The organism is Streptomyces silvae (assembly GCF_016745505.1).
GTDB classification, from domain to species: domain Bacteria; phylum Actinomycetota; class Actinomycetes; order Streptomycetales; family Streptomycetaceae; genus Streptomyces; species Streptomyces silvae.
Window position 1 is genome coordinate 1 of record NZ_JAERUC010000124.1, and the last position, 15588, is coordinate 15588.

General features: G+C 72.4%; 15 protein-coding genes. 3 read left to right on the plus strand and 12 right to left on the minus strand.

Annotation, left to right across the window (positions count from 1 at the left end; genetic code table 11):
- Positions 1–247 precede the first annotated feature (247 nt).
- The gene (locus JKV81_RS18805) at positions 248–1240 is read right to left on the minus strand and encodes a GlxA family transcriptional regulator (RefSeq protein WP_202076878.1); all 993 of its coding nucleotides are present in this window, start codon (positions 1238–1240) and stop codon (positions 248–250) included.
- Between the two features lie 81 nt (positions 1241–1321).
- On the opposite strand from JKV81_RS18805, the gene JKV81_RS18810 reads away from it, so the two are divergent.
- A complete protein-coding gene (locus JKV81_RS18810) occupies positions 1322–1912 on the plus strand; it encodes a cysteine hydrolase family protein (RefSeq protein ID WP_129267033.1) in 591 nt (196 codons plus the stop codon).
- Positions 1913–1983: 71 nt separating this feature from the next.
- Here the strand turns inward: JKV81_RS18810 and proC are convergent, their stop codons facing one another.
- From proC to JKV81_RS18840, 6 genes are all read right to left on the minus strand, one after another.
- Positions 1984–2793, minus strand: coding sequence for a pyrroline-5-carboxylate reductase (proC, locus tag JKV81_RS18815; RefSeq protein ID WP_099173675.1), 810 nt, complete (start codon positions 2791–2793; stop codon positions 1984–1986).
- A gap of 72 nt (positions 2794–2865) precedes the next feature.
- A complete protein-coding gene (locus JKV81_RS18820; RefSeq protein ID WP_129264216.1) occupies positions 2866–3624 on the minus strand; it encodes an ABC transporter permease in 759 nt (252 codons plus the stop codon).
- Complete coding sequence (locus tag JKV81_RS18825; RefSeq protein WP_129264218.1) at positions 3621–4415, minus strand: ABC transporter ATP-binding protein; 795 nt, start codon at positions 4413–4415, stop codon at positions 3621–3623. Before JKV81_RS18825 ends, JKV81_RS18820 begins: the two co-directional genes overlap by 4 nt.
- 141 nt (positions 4416–4556) lie before the next feature.
- Positions 4557–5327, minus strand: coding sequence for a class I SAM-dependent methyltransferase (locus JKV81_RS18830; RefSeq protein WP_129264220.1), 771 nt, complete (start codon positions 5325–5327; stop codon positions 4557–4559).
- A 51-nt stretch (positions 5328–5378) separates the two neighbouring features.
- The gene (locus tag JKV81_RS18835) at positions 5379–5924 is read right to left on the minus strand and encodes a hypothetical protein (RefSeq protein ID WP_129264222.1); all 546 of its coding nucleotides are present in this window, start codon (positions 5922–5924) and stop codon (positions 5379–5381) included.
- Between the two features lie 34 nt (positions 5925–5958).
- Positions 5959–6336, minus strand: coding sequence for an SH3 domain-containing protein (locus tag JKV81_RS18840; protein WP_129264224.1), 378 nt, complete (start codon positions 6334–6336; stop codon positions 5959–5961).
- 124 nt (positions 6337–6460) lie between these two features.
- Here JKV81_RS18840 and JKV81_RS18845 point away from each other — a divergent pair, with 124 nt between their 5' ends.
- Positions 6461–8647 carry a protein kinase domain-containing protein gene (locus JKV81_RS18845; protein WP_202076913.1) on the plus strand — a complete coding sequence of 729 codons (2187 nt, stop codon included), beginning with the start codon at positions 6461–6463 and terminating at the stop codon, positions 8645–8647.
- 34 nt (positions 8648–8681) lie between these two features.
- Here JKV81_RS18845 and ilvD read toward each other — a convergent pair whose 3' ends face one another.
- From ilvD to JKV81_RS18870, 5 genes are all read right to left on the minus strand, one after another.
- Complete coding sequence (ilvD, locus tag JKV81_RS18850) at positions 8682–10532, minus strand: dihydroxy-acid dehydratase (RefSeq protein WP_202076880.1); 1851 nt, start codon at positions 10530–10532, stop codon at positions 8682–8684.
- A gap of 149 nt (positions 10533–10681) precedes the next feature.
- Positions 10682–11962, minus strand: a complete 1281-nt coding sequence (locus JKV81_RS18855) for a PQQ-binding-like beta-propeller repeat protein (RefSeq protein WP_202076881.1) — start codon at positions 11960–11962, stop codon at positions 10682–10684.
- Between the two features lie 151 nt (positions 11963–12113).
- A complete protein-coding gene (locus JKV81_RS18860; RefSeq protein WP_202076883.1) occupies positions 12114–12734 on the minus strand; it encodes a TetR/AcrR family transcriptional regulator in 621 nt (206 codons plus the stop codon).
- Positions 12731–13540 (minus strand): sugar phosphate isomerase/epimerase family protein, encoded by an 810-nt coding sequence (locus JKV81_RS18865; RefSeq protein ID WP_372444201.1) that lies wholly within the window; start codon positions 13538–13540, stop codon positions 12731–12733. Before JKV81_RS18865 ends, JKV81_RS18860 begins: the two co-directional genes overlap by 4 nt.
- Positions 13541–13659: 119 nt before the next feature.
- Entirely contained in the window at positions 13660–14607 is a 948-nt protein-coding gene (locus JKV81_RS18870) for a Ppx/GppA family phosphatase (RefSeq protein WP_129264231.1), read from the minus strand.
- A gap of 32 nt (positions 14608–14639) precedes the next feature.
- Between JKV81_RS18870 and JKV81_RS18875 the strand changes: the two genes are divergently transcribed.
- The gene (locus tag JKV81_RS18875; protein WP_099173613.1) at positions 14640–15482 is read left to right on the plus strand and encodes a DUF3109 family protein; all 843 of its coding nucleotides are present in this window, start codon (positions 14640–14642) and stop codon (positions 15480–15482) included.
- The last annotated feature ends 106 nt before the right edge of the window (positions 15483–15588 follow it).

Consider the following 15588-nt stretch of genomic DNA (forward strand, 5'->3'; position numbering starts at 1 on the left):
CAGCGGGGTTTGTCTTCCGGGCCCTTGGGCCGTTCCGACGAGTGAGACTTTAGCGGAATCCCTGGCTCCGACGCTAATCGGGGCACCTTCGAACGCTGATTCCTCATTTCGCACGTGTGCACGCAAAAACGCACGACAGATGTCGGTCGTTTCGAGTGTTCACTGCGGAATGGCTGTCCGGGGACCGACCGGGGTCGGCGCTCACGTCGGACAACTCGGAGCACACTACGGACCTGGTCAGGGTGTGTCAACCCACCTCCTCGCCGCCCTTGTCGTGGAAGGCCAGCCTGTAGTCGCGCGGGCTGGTGGACAGGTGTGTCGCGAAGTGCTGGCGCATCGTCACCTCGCTCCCGAACCCCGCGCGCCGTGCCACCTCGGGGACCGGCAGGTCGGTGCGCTCCAGGAGCTTCTGGGCTGCGGCGATGCGCTGCGTGATCAGCCAGCGCATCGGCGTCGTACCGGTGGTGGCCTGGAAGCGGCGGGCGAAGGTGCGGGCGGACATGCCGGCGCGGGCGGCGAGCCCTGACACCGTGTGCGGTCCCGCCAGATGGGCCATCGCATGGGCGCGGGCCTCCGCCAGGGCGTCCGCGTCACGGTCGGCGCGGGGCGTGGGGTGCTCGATGAACTGCGCCTGGGTCCCGGTGCGGAACGGAGCGGTGACCATCGAACGCGCGATCGTGGCCGCGGCCTCGGCTCCGTACGTCGTCCGCACCAGGTGCAGACAGAGGTCGATGCCGGCCGCGGTGCCTGCCGAGGTCCAGATGTTGTCCTCGTGCAGGAAGAGGGCGTCCCTCATCACGGTCACCCGGGGGTGCCGTTGCTTGAGGAGCTCGGTGAGGTTCCAGTGGGTGACGGCCCTGCGGCCGTCCAGGAGTCCGGCCTGGGCGAGGGTGAAGGCACCGCCGCAGAGCGCCGCGAGCGGCGTGCCCCGGGTGTGGGCGTGGCGCAGGGCGTCGAGCACCGGTCCGGGTGCGGGTGTCAGGTGGTCGTCGAGTCCCGGGACGACGATCAGGTCCGCGCGGGCCAGCCAGGCAAGGGTGCGGTCGGGGGTGAGGGACAGGCCGCCCCTGAGCTGGACGGGGGCCGGGTCGCCCGCCACGCGCCGTAGCTCGAAGGCGGGCACCCCACGGTCGGTGCGGTCCACCCCCCAGACCTCCGTGATCACCGAGACGTCGAAGGCACGGACACCGGGGAAGGCGACCAGGGCGATGCGGCCGGGGCGGTTCGGTGGTGCGGTCATGGGTGGCAGTAAAGCATCGGTCGATGGCTTTCCCGCTTCTGGGAGCGGGCCGTCCCCGGAGGGAGAGTGGTGCGCATGGAGATGGAGTGGGAGATCGCGGAGAACGCGGCACTGGTGGTCGTCGACGTGCAGGAGGGGTTCGAGGAGGAGGCGTACTGGGGGCCACGTGACAACCCGGACGCGGATCGCAACATCGCGCGGCTGATCGAAGCCTGGCAGGAGAGCGGCCGGCCCGTTGCGTTCGTACGGCACGACTCGCCCAAGCCGGATTCGCCGCTGCGGGAGGGATACGCGGGGAACGCGTTCAAGGCGTACGTCGAGGAGCGGCGCGGAAAGGGCCGGGGGCCGGAGCTGTTCGTGACGAAGTCGGTGAACTCCGCCTTCTACGGGACTCCCGATCTGGATGCCTGGCTACGGGAGGCCGGGGTGCGGCAGATCGTGGTGGCCGGGATCCAGACCAATATGTGCGCGGAGACGACGGCCCGGATGGGCGGCAACCTCGGGTACGAGGTGTTCTTCCCGCTCGACGCGACGTACACCTTCGACGCGGTGGGGCCGTGGGGCTGGAAGCTGAGCGCGCAGGAGCTGTCGCGGGCCACCGCCGTGACGTTGCACGACGGTGGGTTCGCGCGGGTGGTGCGCAGCGAGGAGCTGGTGGCCGCGGTGAAGTAGACCGGGGCCCGCCCTGCCTGCGGGCGGGCTCCCGCAGGCCGGGCGTAAACCGCCGGTCCGTGCTCCGCCGGTCAGCCGTTGCCGGTCGCCAGCTCGCGGCTGCGGTCCCGGGCGGCTTCGAGTGCGGCGATGAGGGCAGCCCGTACGCCGTGGTTCTCCAGCTCCCGGATGGCGCTGATGGTGGTGCCGGCCGGGCTGGTGACGGCCTCGCGGAGCTTGACCGGGTGTTCGCCGCTGTCCCGGAGCATGACCGCCGCGCCGATGGCGGCCTGGACGATCAGGTCGTGGGCCTGGGCGCGGGGCAGGCCGAGCAGGATGCCGGCGTCGGTCATCGCCTCGACGAGGAAGTAGAAGTACGCGGGGCCCGAGCCGGAGAGCGCGGTGGCCGCGTCCTGCTGGGACTCGGGGACCCGGAGGGTCTTGCCGACGCCGCCGAAGATCGACTCGGCGTGGTCGAGGTGCTCGGCCGTGGCGTGGCTGCCCGCGGAGATGACGGACATGCCCTCGTCCACCAGGACGGGGGTGTTGGGCATGACGCGTACGACCGGGGTGCCCGCGGTGAGGCGCTCCTCGATGAAGCCGGTGGTGATGCCGGCGGCGGCGCTGATGACGAGGCGGTCGGCGGTGACGTGCGGGGCCAGCTCGTCGAGGAGCCTGCCCATGTCCTGGGGCTTGACCGCCAGGATGAGGATGTCGGCGCTCTTGGCGGCCTCGGCGTTGGTGACGGCCTCGACGCCGTAGCGGGCGCGGAGCTTCTCGGCACGCTCGGCGCGGCGGGTGGTCACCAGCAGGTCACCGGCGCGCCAGCCGGCCCGGATCATGCCGCTGAGCAGGGCCTCGCCGATCTTTCCTGTACCGAGGACTGCGACTGTCTGGGTCATGCGGTTCATCCTCCGGGTGGCGGTGCGCGGTACGCGGCGCTGATCGTCGTCGCCCATCCTCGCACCGCGCCGTCAGGTGGTGCGGCGGCGGAGGGTGGCGGCGCCCAGGCAGAGGACGAGCAGGGCGCTGCCGGCGACGATCAGGATGTCGCGGTAGAAGTCGGCGGTGACGTCGGTGTGGGTGAGGACCTGGTTCATCCCGTCGACGGCGTACGACATGGGCAGGACGTCGGAGATGGCTTCGAGGACGGGGTGCATCCGGTCGCGTGGGGTGAACAGTCCGCAGAGCAGCAGCTGCGGGAAGATCACGGCGGGCATGAACTGGACGGCCTGGAACTCCGATGCGGCGAAGGCCGAGACGAACAGGCCGAGCGCGGTGCCGAGGAGCGCGTCGAGCAGGGCGACCAGGAGCAGCAGCCAGGGGGATCCGACGACGTCCAGCCCGAGGACCCAGACGGACATCGCGGTGGCCAGGAGCGACTGGGCGACGGCGACGGCGCCGAAGGCCAGCGCGTAGCCGGCGATCAGGTCGCCCTTGCCCAGCGGCAGGGCGAGGAGGCGTTCGAGGGTGCCCGAGGTGCGTTCGCGGAGGGTGGCGATCGAGGTCACCAGGAACATCGTGATCAGCGGGAAGATGCCGAGCAGCGAGGCGCCGATGGCGTCGAAGGTCTCCGGGGTGGCGTCGAAGACGTAGCGCAGCAGCGTGATCATCAGGACCGGGACGATCAGCAGGAGCGCGATCGTGCGGGGGTCGTGGCGGAGCTGGCGCAGGACACGGCCGGCGGTGGCGAGGGTCCGGGCCGGGGAGAGTGCGGGGGCGTCGGTGCTCATGGGGTCGTCTCCTGGCGGGCGGTGGCCTCGTCCGCGGCGGCCTCGTCCACGAGGTGGAGGAAGGCCTCCTCGACGGTGGCGGAGCCGGTACGGGTGCGGAGGGCGTCGGGGGTGTCGTCGGCGAGGACCGAGCCCTCGCGCATGAGCAGCAGCCGGTGGCAGCGTTCGGCCTCGTCCATGACGTGGGAGGAGACCAGGATCGTGGTGCCCCGGTCGGCGGCGAGGGAGTGGAAGAGGTCCCACAGGTCGCGGCGGAGTACGGGGTCGAGGCCGACGGTCGGCTCGTCGAGCACCAGCAGCTCGGGGGTGCCGAGCAGGGCGACGGCGAGCGAGACGCGGCTGAGCTGGCCGCCGGAGAGGGTGCCGGCGAGGGAGTCGGCGTGGCTGGTGAGGTCGACGTCGCCGATGGCGCGGGTGACGGCCTCCTCGCGGTCGGCCCGGCGGGCGCGGCCGGGCCGGAGCACGGCCGCGAAATAGTCCAGGTTCTGCCGCACGGTGAGGTCCGAGTAGACCGACGGTGCCTGGGTGACGTAGCCGACGCGGGCCCGCAGGGACGGGTGGCCGGCCGGGTGGCCGAGGACGTCGAGGGTTCCCGTGACCTTGGCCTGGGTGCCGACGACAGCGCGCATCAGCGTGGACTTGCCGCAGCCGGACGGGCCGAGGAGGCCGGTGATCCTGCCCGGCTCGACCGTGAAGCCGAGGCCGCGCAGGACGGTGCGGTCTCCTCGTACGACGGTGAGGGCGTGTGCCTCGACGGCCCCCGCGTGGGTAGGACGCAGAGAATTCATCATGTGATGAATATTGGTCCTGCCGGAGGGGCCGAGTCAAGGGACGCGGCACCTCCGGCAGCGGCGGTTCCGGCGCGGACGGCGCCTCCGGGGCGGCCAGTCAGAGCGGTCGGCGGTTCCGGGGCGGTCAGTCGGCCACAGCGGTCAGGGGAGCAGCACGGCGAGCTCGACCACGTAGCGCTCCTCGACCATGCCGTCGGGGAACTCGGCGGTCAGATGCGCGCGCTCCTCGTCCATGAACCGGCGGGTGGACTGCTCACCGGCCGCGCCGAGCATGAGGAAGGCGGAGTGGGTGGCGAGGTTGGCGAGATGCAGGTCGACCGGCACCGTCCGGGACCACGGCACCAGCCGTGTCGCGAAGTCGCCGCCGGACAGTTGCGGGAGGTTCCGCGAACCGCCGCCGACCGGGGTCCCGTGGGCGCCGCCGCCCGCGCCGAGGTGGCGGCGCAGCCGGGTGTCCTGGCCGGCGATCCAGTCGGCGGAGTGGTCGGAGACGTTCCACCAGAGCGCCAGCGCCCCGCCGGCGCGGAGGACCCGGCGCGCCTCGGGGAGCGCCAGGTCCGGATCGGTCCAGTGCCAGGACTGGGCGTAGGTGATCAGGTCGGCCGACCCGGTGGCCAGGGGGAGGCGGTTGCCGTCGCCCCGGACCACGGGGACGGAGGGCAGGGACCGGTGCAGCTCCGCCGCCATGCCGGGGCCCGGCTCGACGGCGGTGACCAGGGATCCCCGCTCGTGCAGCAGCCGGGTGGCGATGCCCGTCCCCGCTCCGACGTCGACGGCACGGGCTCCCCTCAGGGGGCGGCCGGACAGCTCCTCGACGGTGTCCAGGAGGGCGGGCGGGTAGCCGGGGCGCGCGGCGGCGTACTGGGCGGCGGCGCTGTCGAACGAGAGGGCGCGGGACGTGGAAGCGGTCATGCGTTCATCGTGCACGCGCTCCGGCGCGCGCGGGCCGGGAAATACCGCGCTTTACCCGCGCCCGGAGCGCTTCCCCTTGGCTCCCTTACGGGCCGCCGGGTTGCCCGTCCGCGAGGAGCGGCGCTTCGCGTACCGGGCGAGCGCCGTCTCGTACTCCGTACGACGCAGCTTCTCCCCCGGAGCCTCCACGAAGGAGCGGACGAAGTAGGCGAGCAGCGAGCCGATGAAGCCGATCGACTTGAGGCCGCGCAGCCGGTCCTCGTGGGCCGGGTCCGCAGGACGGCGGGTGAAGCCCTCCCAGGTCTTGCGGAAGGCGATGGCGCTGCAGACCGCGAACATCAGCACCACCAGGGTCCCGACGAGGCTGCCGACCTCGGCGATCTCCAGACCCTGGTAGGCGAAGCGCAGGACGAAGCACGCAGCGACGGCCGCGGCGAGCGAGCCGACGGTGGCGCCCACGCGCCGCAGCCCGTACCCCCCGTCGTGGTCGACCCAGGTCGTACCGAAGAGACGGAGGGGTTCGGGCCGCGGCCCTGGTGCGGTGGAGCCCGGAGGCACGGCCGAGGGCGTTCCGGAGGCTTCGCTGTTCTCGCTCACGGAATCGATTATCCCCGGCCGCGTGCTGCTTCCGTCAGTCGCAGCGCGGTGCGATGTAGCCGTCACTGCCCGTGTGGACATAGGCGTCCGCCACGAACTGGCCGTTGGCGATGTTGTCCCAGATGTTCGACGTGCCGTACGGGCCGGTGACCCGCTCCCCCGGCTTCTGGCAGTAGACCGGGACGCTCATCCCGTACGGCAGCGTCCGGACGATCCCGTACTGCGTGCCGGGCCCCCTGCGGACGTTGACGCGGTAGCCGGGAGCGATCGGGTAGACGACGGTGCCCGCGGCGAGCGTCGTCACCTCCTCCGCGACGACCGCTTCGGCCGTGGCCGTGACCGTGTCCGTGGTGCCCGTGACGTCCGCGACGTCCGTGGTCACCGTGCCGGAGCTGTTCTCCTCAACACCCATGAGTGCCTCCCCCGTTGAAAGCGATGCGATGTGACGCGCAGGCTAACAAGCCCCACGCTCCTCGCACGCACCATCGACTAGGCTCCGTGCGTCGCGCTTGCGCACGAACACACGGGGGTGGGCGATGCCGCCGCTGCGAGGGACCGGTTCACATCCGGAAGCGGAGCATCCTGAGTACGCCGGGCAGTATCGGCTGGAGGCATGTCTCGGAGCGGGCGGCATGGGTGTCGTCCACCTGGCGCGCTCCGCCTCGGGGCTGCAGCTCGCGGTGAAGGTGGTGCACCGCCAGCACGCCGCCGACCCCGAGTTCAGGGCGCGTTTCCGGCAGGAGGTCGCGGCCGCCCGGCGGGTCAGCGGAGCGTTCACCGCACCGGTCGTGGACGCCGATCCGGCGGCCGAGCTGCCCTGGATGGCCACCCTGTACGTCCCCGGCCCGACGCTCGCCGCGCAGGTGAAGCGGAACGGGCCGATGAGCCCGGCCGAGCTGCGCAGGCTCACGGCCGGGCTCGCCGAGGCGCTGCGCGACATCCACCGCGCCGGTGTGATCCACCGGGACCTCAAGCCGAGCAATGTGCTGCTGCCCGACACCGGGCCCAAGGTCATCGACTTCGGGATCTCCCGGCCGTACGACAGTGATCTCCGTACGGAGACGGGGAAGCTGATCGGCTCACCGCCCTACATGGCGCCCGAGCAGTTCCAGCGGCCCCGCGAGGTCGGACCGGCGGCGGACGTGTTCGCGCTCGGGGCGGTGCTGGTGCACGCGGCGACCGGGCGGGGCCCCTTCGACTCGGACAGCCCGTACCTCGTGGCCTACCAGGTGGTGCACGACGAGGCGGACCTGGCCGGGGTGCCGCCGGATCTGGCGCCCCTGGTCGGGCGGTGCCTCGCCAAGGGCCCCGGGGACCGCCCCACCCCCGACGAGATCATGGCGGCGCTGCACCCTCCGTCGTACGAGGCGGCCGCCTTCATTCCCGTCCAGCGCAAGCCGGTCGCGGTGGAGTCCGTGGTGCCGGACCGGAAGGCGGAGGGGCACGCGGGGGACGCGGACGAGGAGCCCACGCATGTACGGGCGGCCGACGGGCTGCCGTCCGGCGCCGGGGCGGTGAAGCGCCGCCGCCGGCTCGCTGCCGTCGCGGTGGCGGTGATGCTGGTGGCCGGGGGCATCTGGGCGGCCGGAGCGTGGGGCGGCTCCGGCGCGCCGGAGCCGGAGCCCGCGCAGAGGAAGAGCGCGGCGGCCTTCACACCCTGGCGGACGCCTCTGGCGGCGAAGGGCGGCTCGACACCGTCCTGCTCCCCGGGGGCGGCCGGTACGCGACCCGCGCTGTACTGCGTCTCCGCCGACTCCGGCACCGTCCGCCTTGACCCCTCGGACGGCCGTCCGGTCTGGTCGCGGCGGGGCGGCTCGTCGGAGGGTTCCGGCGGCCCCGGGCCCGCGGGCGCGGTGTCCGGGAGCGCGGCCTACACCGTCGTGGCGGGCGGCGAGGTCCGGGCGTACTCCACCGGCGAGGGCACGGAGCTCTGGCACAAGGACCTCTCCGCGTACCTCGACTCCCCCTTCGCGGCGGGCGACAGCCTGCTGGTGGTCCGCCGGGACGGGACGCTCCAGGCCCTCGACGCGGCGACCGGCACCTCCCGGTGGCAGCGCGCCGTCCCGGGACATGTGAGCCCGGGCTTCGCGCTGTACGAGCCGGCGACCGGGCTCGCGTACGCCTTCGAGAGCTCGGCACAGGGGACGACCACCCTGGTCACGGCCGTCGAGGCGAGCACCGGGAGGACGGCCTGGCAGCGCAGGCTGGACGGGATGCTCACCCCCGCCGGGACATCGGGCGGGGCGCTCCTGCTGGCCTCGATGAACCAGAAGGCGCAGACCACCGGGCTCGTCCGCTACGACCCCGGGCCGCAGCGGGCGACCCGGATCCCGCTGCCCTTCCGGATGAACGGGCCGGAGACCGTGGTGGACGGCGACACCGCCCTGCTCCTGGAGCGCGGCGGCACGCTGCTGGCCGTCGACGTACGTCCGGGGGCCGCGCCGGCCGAGCGGTGGCGGCTGGAGACGGCGGTCAGCACGACCTCGGCCCCGGTCGTCGGGGCGGGCGGGCGGCTGTACCTCTCGGCGGCCGACGGGCGGCTGCTCGCCGTCGACACGGAGCACGGGACGCTGCTCGGCCAGACGCGTCCCCGGCTGCGGGAGGGAAAGCTCAGCCACGCGTCGTCGCTGCCCTCGCCCGTCGTCCTGGGCCGGAGCGTCGTCGGCACCGCGCCCGACGGGTCCGTCTTCGCGGTGGACGCGGACGACCCCGCCCACTGGTGAGACCAGGGACGGGGCCGTACGGGGAGACGCCGGGTCAGCCGAGCTTGGAGACGTCGCGGACCGCGCCCTTGTCCGCGCTGGTCGCCATCGCCGCGTAGGCGCGCAGCGCCTGGGAGACCTTGCGGTCGCGGTTCTTGGGCGCGTACACGCCGTTCAGTGCCTCGCGCCGGGTGGCCAGCTCCTCGTCGGACACCAGGAGCTCGATCGTGCGGTTCGGGATGTCGATCGCGATCCGGTCGCCGTCCCTGACCAGGGCGATGGTGCCGCCGGACGCCGCCTCGGGGGAGGCATGGCCGATGGACAGGCCCGAGGTGCCGCCGGAGAAGCGGCCGTCGGTGACGAGCGCGCAGCTCTTGCCGAGGCCGCGGCCCTTCAGGAACGACGTCGGGTAGAGCATCTCCTGCATGCCGGGGCCGCCCTTGGGGCCCTCGTAGCGGATGACGACGACGTCGCCCTCCTTGATCTCCTTGCGGAGGATCTTGTCGACGGCGTCCTCCTGCGACTCGCAGACGACGGCCGGTCCCTCGAAGGTCCAGATCGACTCGTCGACGCCGGCCGTCTTCACGACGCAGCCGTCGACGGCCAGGTTGCCCTTGAGGACCGCGAGCCCGCCGTCCTTGGAGTAGGCGTGCTCGACCGAGTGGATGCAGCCGCCCTCCGCGTCCGTGTCGAGGCTGTCCCAGCGCTCCGACTGGGAGAAGGCGGTCGCCGAGCGCTTGCAGCCGGGCGCCGCGTACCAGAGGTCCAGCGACTCGGCGGAGGGCGAACCCCCGCGCACGTCCCACGTCTTGAGCCACTCGTCGAGGGAGGCCGCGTGCACGCTGTGGACGTTCTCGTTGAGCAGGCCTCCCCGGTGCAGCTCGCCGAGGATGGCGGGGACCCCGCCCGCGCGGTGCACGTCCTCCATGTAGTACGTCCCGCCGGGGGCCACGTTGGGGGCGACCTTCGCGAGGCAGGGGACCCGCCGGGAGATCTCGTCCATCTCGGCCAGGCCGAAGTCGAGTTCGGCCTCCTGGGCGGCGGCCAGCAGGTGGAGGATCGTGTTGGTGGAGCCGCCCATGGCGATGTCGAGGGCCATGGCGTTCTCGAAGGCCTCGCGGGTGGCGATGTTGCGGGGCAGGACGGAGTGGTCGTCCTCGCCGTAGTGGCGCTCGGTGATCTCGACGACCGTGCGGGCGGCGTTCTCGTACAGCGCCTTGCGGGCGGTGTGGGTGGCGAGGACCGAGCCGTTGCCCGGCAGCGCCAGGCCGATGGCCTCGGCGAGGCAGTTCATCGAGTTGGCGGTGAACATGCCGGAACAGCTGCCGCAGGTCGGGCAGGCGTTCTCCTCGATGCGGAGGATGTCCGCGTCGGAGATCTTGTCGTTGACGGCGTCCGAGATCGCGTCGACGAGGTCGAGGGTGCGGACCGTGCCGTCGACGAGGGTGGTCTTGCCGGCCTCCATCGGGCCGCCGGAGACGAAGACCGTGGGGATGTTGAGGCGCAGGGCGGCCATCAGCATCCCGGGGGTGATCTTGTCGCAGTTGGAGATGCAGATCAGGGCGTCGGCGCAGTGGGCCTCGACCATGTACTCGACGCTGTCCGCGATGAGGTCGCGGGAGGGCAGGCTGTAGAGCATGCCGCCGTGGCCCATGGCGATGCCGTCGTCCACCGCGATGGTGTTGAACTCACGGGGCACCGCGCCCGCGGCCTTGATCGCCTCGGAGACGATCCGGCCGACCGGGGCGAGGTGCGTGTGGCCCGGGACGAACTCGGTGAAGGAGTTGGCGACCGCGATGATCGGCTTACCGATGTCCTCACTGGCTACGCCGGACGCCCGCATAAGGGCGCGGGCGCCCGCCATGTTGCGGCCGTGGGTGACAGTGCGGGACCTCAGCTGGGGCATCGTCTCTCGCTCCTTCGACAGAAAAGACTGTCTCCGAGCGTACGCCTCCCGTGCCAAGATCTGGACACGGTGTCCGGAATGCGGGATGTGATGCTCAACGGGTGGGCGGGGCGGGGGCCGTCACCGGCCCCCTGCGGCCCCGCCCTCGCTCACACCGCCGGGAGCGCGAACAGCCGTTCGGCATGCAGTGCGGCCAGCCGCTTGTCGTCGCCGGGGACCACGTACCACTGCTCCAGCGAGCCCCCGCCGTCGTTGAAGGTCCAGCGGAGCCGCCCGTCCCGCGCGTCGTACGCCTGGACGCCGCCGTTCTTGTCGAACTCGGTCGCCCCGTACAGGGTGTCCCCCACCTTGGCGAACTGGAGCGGGACCGAGACCTCGCGCAGGTCCTCGGTGTTGTGCCACCGCTGCTTGCCCGTCGCGGGGTCGACGGCCCACAGGGAGTGCGCGCTGTCCGAGGCGTAGAGCACCCCGTCGGTGACGGTCGGCCCGTTGAACGTGTCGAACTCCTCGGTCCGCAACGACCAGCGCTCGGTCCCGTCGTCCAGGGCGAAGGAGCGCAGGTCGCGGCCGTCGGAGACGATCACCGCTCCCTCGTGGACGGCGATCCGCTCGAAGTTGGCCTTGCTGATCTTCTTCGTCCACAGCTGGCGTCCGGTCGTGGTGTCGCGGACGGTCAGGTTCTTGCGGAGGTCGGTGTAGACCAGGCGCTCGCCGCTCACCGCGGAGGTGAGGCCGGACTCGTCGGTCCCGGTGTCCCGCTTCTCGCTCCAGACCGCCTTGCCCGTACGGATGTCGATGGCGGCGATCACATTGGTCCGGGAGCTGAGGTCCTTCTCCAGGATGCCCGCGATCACGTACACGCGTTCGGTGTCGGCGCCGACGGGCCGGGGCTGCGCGTACCGCCCCTCCAGACGGCTGCGCCAGGTCTCCTTGCCGGTGGCCGGGTCGAGGCCCACGAGGTCGCCGTCGTACGTGCCGCTGCCCAGGTAGAGCGTGTCCCCGCCCATGATCAGCCGCGCGCCCGGCTGGGCGGCGTCCTTCAGCGACCAGAGCTTCTTCCCGGTGGTGAGGGACCGGCCCACCAGGGGGTCCCCGGCGACCAGCACCACGTCCCCCACGACGGCGAGCACCTCGTGGTTGCCGAGGGTGCCCACCGCGGTCTTCTCCTGCCACAGGGCGCGCGGCGCGGTCCCGGCGGGCGGAGTCGTGAACGCGTCCCCGCCCGCGGCGCCGCCCGGCTTCGGGTCACCGGTGTTACCTCCGGAGGCGTCGGTCTCCTCGGGTCCGCACGCGGTCGTCACCGCTCCCGCGAGCGCGAGGCCCAGCCCCGCACCGGCCAGCCGCAGCAGCCGCCTGCGCGAGACGGCGGCGCTCCCGCCGTCCGCCCGCGGCACGTCCGTCCCGTGCCCGCCTCTGGTCGTCACGCTCATGATCGTCTCCCCCACCTTGTCCACGCCGTACGTCCGGCTCACCTGATCCGGGACAGCCAACCTCAGATTCCGGCCACGGCCGGTGTCCGGTACCGACTCGCGACACCGTTGTGATGTCACCGGCACAGCCGTCACACGGGCCGGACCGGGATCACCCGTCGCTCAGATACCGCTGGAGCGTGGGGGCCACCATCCCGATGATCTTCTCGGGGTCCGTGGAGGCCAGCGGCTCGGCCCGGATGACGTACCGCAGCATCGCGATACCGATCATGTGCGAGGCCGCCAGCTCGGCCCGGAAGGTCGGGTCGGGCACGTCCAGCTCCGCCGCGATCCGCTCCAGCAGCCGGCGCAGCACGAAGCCGCGCAGCACCTTCGCCGCCGCCTCGTGGGTGAGCGCGGAGCGCAGGATGGCCAGCAGGGGCGCCCGGGACACCGGGTTCTCCCATACGCCGATGAAGTACCGGGCCAGCCGCTCCCCCAGACCGTCCGCGGGGCCGCCGAGGACCTGGGGCAGGACGAGGGCGGGCTCGAAGGAGAGCTCGATGGCGGCGGCGAAGACCTCGTCCTTCGTACCGAAGTAGTGGTGGACCAGGGCGGCGTCGACACCGGCGGCCCTGGCGATGCCCCGGACCGACGTCTTGTCGTAGCCGCGTTCGGCGAACTCCGTGCGGGCCGCCTCCAGGATCCGGGTCCTGGCGTCGGGGCCGGTGGCCGCCGTGCGGGAGGGCCGGCCCCTGCGCCGCGGGGCCGGGCCTTCGGCGCCGGGGGTCACGTGCGGGGCGTCCTCGCCGACGACGCCAGATGCAGCCGGGTGAAGGCGAGCGCCTCCGCGAGGTCGGCCTCGCGTTCGGCCGACGACATGGCGCGGCGGGTGTTGACCTCGATGACCACATGGCCGTCGAAGCCCGTACGGGCCAGGCGCTCCAGCAGTTCCGCGCACGGCTGGTCGCCCCGGCCGGGCACCAGGTGCTCGTCCTTGCCGGAGCCCTTGCCGTCGGCGAGGTGGACATGGGCGAGCCGGTCGCCCATCCGGTCCACCATGGCCAGGCTGTCGGTGCGGGCGGTCGAGGTGTGCGAGAGGTCCACGGTGAAGTGCCGGTAGTCGTCGTTGCTGACGTCCCAGGCGGGGGCGTACGCGAGCATCTCGCGGTCCCGGTAGCGCCAGGGGTACATGTTCTCCACGGCGAAGCGCACGTCGGTCTCGTCCGCCATGCGCCAGATGCCGGAGACGAAGTCGCGGGCGTAGTTGCGCTGCCACCGGAACGGCGGGTGGACGACCACCGTCGACGCGCCGAGCTTCTCGGCCGCGGCTCTCGCCCGCTGGAGCTTCACCCACGGGTCGGTCGACCAGACCCGCTGGGTGATGAGGAGACAGGGCGCGTGCACGGCCAGGATCGGGACCTGGTGATAGTCCGACAGCCGCTGCAGCGCCTCGACGTCCTGGCTGACGGGGTCGGTCCAGACCATGACCTCGACACCGTCGTAGCCCAGGCGCGCCGCGATCTCGAAGGCCGTCGCCGTCGACTCCGGATAGACGGAAGCCGTCGACAGGGCGACCTTCGCATCCGGGATGCGCACCACTGGTTCTGCCACGTGGACAGGGTACGGGCAGCGGTACGCGAGTCCGAGGGTGCCCGGCTGAAAGTGAGAAGGCCCATGAGGGCGCCCACGGGGCCGGACCGGGGCGGCCGCGGGCGTCAGGCCAGGGCCGCCTGCTCCGCGGGCAGGTGGTCGAGGCGGCGGAGAATGACTCCCTCGCGCAGCGCCCAGGGGCAGATCTCCAGCTCCTCGACCCCGAACAGGTCCATCGCGCCCTCGGCGACGAGCGCCCCCGCCAGGAGCTGCGCGGCACGCCCCTCGGTGACGCCGGGGAGGTTCCCCCGCTGCTCGACGGTCATGGTCGACAGCTTGGGCACCCACTCCTCCAGGGCCTTGCGGGTGAGGACGCGCTGCACGTAGAGCCCCTCGGCGGAGCGGGCGGCGCCCGTGATCCTGGCGAGCTGGCGGAACGTCTTGGAGGTGCCCACGACGTGGTCGGGCGGTCCCAGCCGGGTGAACTCGCCGACCGTACGGGCGATGCCGGCGCGGACATGGCGGCGCAGCGCGCGTACGTCCGTGGGGTCCGGCGGGTCACCGGGCAGCCAGGCGGCGGTGAGCCGGCCGGCGCCGAAGGGCAGCGAGACAGCGGCGTCGGGCTCCTCGTCCATCCCGTAGCCGACCTCCAGCGAACCGCCGCCGATGTCGAGGACCAGCAGCTTCCCCGCGGACCAGCCGAACCAGCGGCGGGCGGCCAGGAAGGTCAGCCGGGCCTCCTCCTCGCCGCTGAGGACGGCGAGCGCGACCCCGGTCTCGTCCCGGACCCGGGCCAGCACCTCGTCCGCGTTGCCCGCGTCACGCACGGCGGAGGTGGCGAAGGCCAGCACGTCCTCGCAGCCCTTGTCCTCGGCGGCCTGGAGGGCGTCGGCGACCGTCGTCACGAGGCGGTCGACGCCCTCGGGGCCGATCGCCCCGTCCCGGTCGAGGAGTTCGGCGAGCCGTAGTTCCGCCTTGTGCGAGTGGGCCGGCAGCGGGCGGGCGCCGGGATGGGCGTCGACCACCAGCAGATGCACCGTGTTCGACCCCACGTCGAGGACTCCGAGTCTCATACGGGAACGCTACTGCGGCTTACTCTGGGCACGTGCCAAAGACGAAAAAGGCGAAGCCGGACAAAGCCACGAAGAAGCAGCAGAAGACGAAGCAGGAGATGCGGCAGCCGGAAGCGACCGGGCCGGGCGGCCCCGACGAGAAGGAGCTCGACTTCGCGCGGGCCTGGGTCGAATTCCCCGACCCCGCCGACGACGAGCAGGTCTTCCGCTGCGATCTGACCTGGCTGACCTCCAGGTGGAACTGCATCTTCGGCAGCGGATGCCAGGGGATCCAGGCGGGCCGCGCCGACGACGGCTGCTGCACGCTGGGCGCCCACTTCTCGGACAAGGACGACGAGAAGCGGGTGGCCGGTCACGTGGCGCGGCTCACACCGGAGCTGTGGCAGTTCCACGACGTCGGCACCAAGACCGGCTGGGTCGGCGTCGACGAGGACGGCGAGCGCCAGACGCGGCGCTGGGAGGGCTCCTGCATCTTCCAGAACCGCCCCGGGTTCGCCGGCGGCATGGGCTGCTCCCTGCACATCCTGGCCCTGAAGGAGGGCAAGGAGCCGCTGGAGACCAAGCCCGACGTGTGCTGGCAGCTGCCGGTCCGTCGTACGTACGACTGGATCGAACGGCCCGACGACACGCGCGTGCTCCAGATCTCCATCGGGGAGTACGACCGGCGGGGCTGGGGTCCGGGCGGGCACGACCTGCACTGGTGGTGCACCTCGGCGACGTCCGCGCACGGGGCCGGTGAGCCGGTCTACGTGTCGTACCGTCCCGAGCTCATCGAACTGATGGGCAAGGAGGCCTACGACCGGCTGACCGAGCTGTGCGAGCAGCGGCTGGCGTCGCTGCTGCCGATGGCGCCGCACCCGGCCGACCCGGCCTGAGACACGCCCTCCGGGGCAGCCCCTGCGACTCCTCGACCTCCTCGACGGCGTCCGGGCGCGCGGCGCGCGAACGTTCCGCCGTGCATCCGGGCGCCGTTCCTTCATG